Annotated in this window: 3 protein-coding genes; all 3 read right to left on the bottom strand. The window is 71.9% G+C overall.

What is annotated here, in order from left to right:
- Nucleotides 1-191, bottom strand: a 191-nt coding sequence (locus AC2W7G_RS15520; RefSeq protein ID WP_485869231.1) for an SdpI family protein, incomplete at its 3' end; no start/stop codon positions are given.
- A 2-nt stretch (nucleotides 192-193) separates the two neighbouring features.
- On the bottom strand, nucleotides 194-625 hold the full coding sequence (locus tag AC2W7G_RS15515; protein WP_485869230.1) for an acyl-CoA thioesterase: 432 nt from the start codon (nucleotides 623-625) through the stop codon (nucleotides 194-196).
- The coding region (locus tag AC2W7G_RS15510; RefSeq protein WP_485869229.1) for an AAA family ATPase at nucleotides 622-1,706 on the bottom strand (1,085 nt) is incomplete at its 5' end. The genes AC2W7G_RS15510 and AC2W7G_RS15515, both read right to left, overlap by 4 nt.

The raw sequence follows: 1,706 nt of genomic DNA, 5'->3' as shown, positions 1-1,706 counted from the left end.
CGCATGGCCGGTGCCGCCGCGGCGTGGCCGGCCCGCCACGCGGCGTCCGACGCCCGTGTGGCGCGCGTGCGGATGCCGACGACGCCGTTGCGCTCCAACGTCCCGTCGGCGGCGGAGCCGCTCAGCGCCCGCAGCAGGACGCCGAGGACGAGCAGTCCTAGCGCGGCGCTCAGGCCTCCACCGGCGTCCACGCCTAGACCTCGAGCTTCTCCAGCACGGCGCGGATGACGTCCGGCACCGGCGTCACGGTGCGCTCGGCGCCGGTGACGTAGACGTGGACGAACGTGCCGACCGCGGCAGGCTCGTCCGACTCGCCCTGGAACAGGCCGATCTCGTAGACGACGCTCGACCGGCCCAGCCTCGTCACCACCAGACCGGCCTGGACGTCGCCGGGGAACCGCAGCTCGCGCAGGTAGCGACAGCCCGTCTCGGCCACCACGCCGTACGCCTCGAGCGCGCGGGTGTCGGTGCCGGTGGCCTCGATGAGGTAGCTGTTCACCGCGGTGTCGAAGTACGAGTAGTAGACGACGTTGTTGACGTGCCCGTAGACGTCCTCGTCCTCCCAGCGCGTCGTGATCGTGCGCAGCACCGGGTAGTCGCCCCGGCGACGGGTGGTCTCGCTCATGCGGGCTCCTCCTCGCGCAGGCGCTGGCTGATGACGGCCGAGACGCCGTCGCCGCGCATCGAGACGCCGTACAGCGCGTCGGCGACCTCCATCGTGCGCTTCTGGTGCGTGATGACGATGAGCTGGCTGCTCTCGCGCAGCTCCTCGTAGATCTCCAGCAGGCGGCCCAGGTTGGTGTCGTCCAGCGCCGCCTCGACCTCGTCAAGGATGTAGAACGGGCTCGGCCGGGCCTTGAACAGCGCCACCAGGAACGCCACCGCGACCAGCGAGCGCTCGCCGCCGGACAGCAGCGACAGCCGCTTGACCTTCTTGCCCGGCGGACGCGCCTCGACGTCGATGCCGGTGGTGAGCATGTTGTCGGGGTCGGTGAGCAGGATGCGCCCCTCGCCACCGGGGAACAACCGGCTGAAGACGTGGGTGAACTCGCGCTCGACGTCGTGCCAGGCGGCGGTGAAGACCTCCTCGACCTTCACGTCGACGTCCTGGACGATCTCCATGAGGTCCTGGCGCGTGCGGCGCAGGTCGTCGAGCTGGTCGGACAGGAACTGGTGCCGCTCCTCCAGGGCGCTGAACTCCTCCAGCGCGAGCGGGTTCACCTTGCCGAGCATGGCCAGGTTCTTCTCGGCCTGGCGCAGGCGCTTCTCCTGCTGGGCGCGGACGTACGGGACGGTGCGCGGCGCCGGCTCGGCGTCCGGGTCGTCCGCGTCGTCGGTCCTGTCGGCAAACTCCAGAGACGGGTCCGGCTCGGGGACGTCCTCGGCCGCCGGCGCCCAGGTGGACGGCTCGTCGAGCACCGGGACCCGGACGTCCGGACCGAACTCGGCCACGAGCGTGTCGGGCTCCAGGCCCAGCTCGTCCTGGGCCCGCTGAGTCAGCGCCTCGATGCGCAGCCGCTTCTCGGCCCGGGCCAGCTCGTCCTTGTGCGCGGCGTTCGTCAGCGTCTCCAGCTCGGTGCTCAGCTCGCGCAGACGGGCGCGGACGTCGCGCAGCTCGTGCTCACGCCCGCGGCGCCCCTCCTCGATCGTCCGGCCCGCCACGGCGGCCGGCGCGGCGATGGCCGCGAAGTGGTGGCCGTAGAGCA

The organism is Aeromicrobium sp. PFPM2_SD2 (assembly GCF_057364525.1).
This window is presented reverse-complemented; position numbering and strand designations above follow the sequence as displayed.

What these genes read in the sequence shown, in the direction of transcription:
- AC2W7G_RS15515 (WP_485869230.1), bottom strand. Translation starts at nt 625, where the DNA reads ATGAGCGAGACCACCCGTCGCCGGGGCGACTACCCGGTGCTGCGCACG.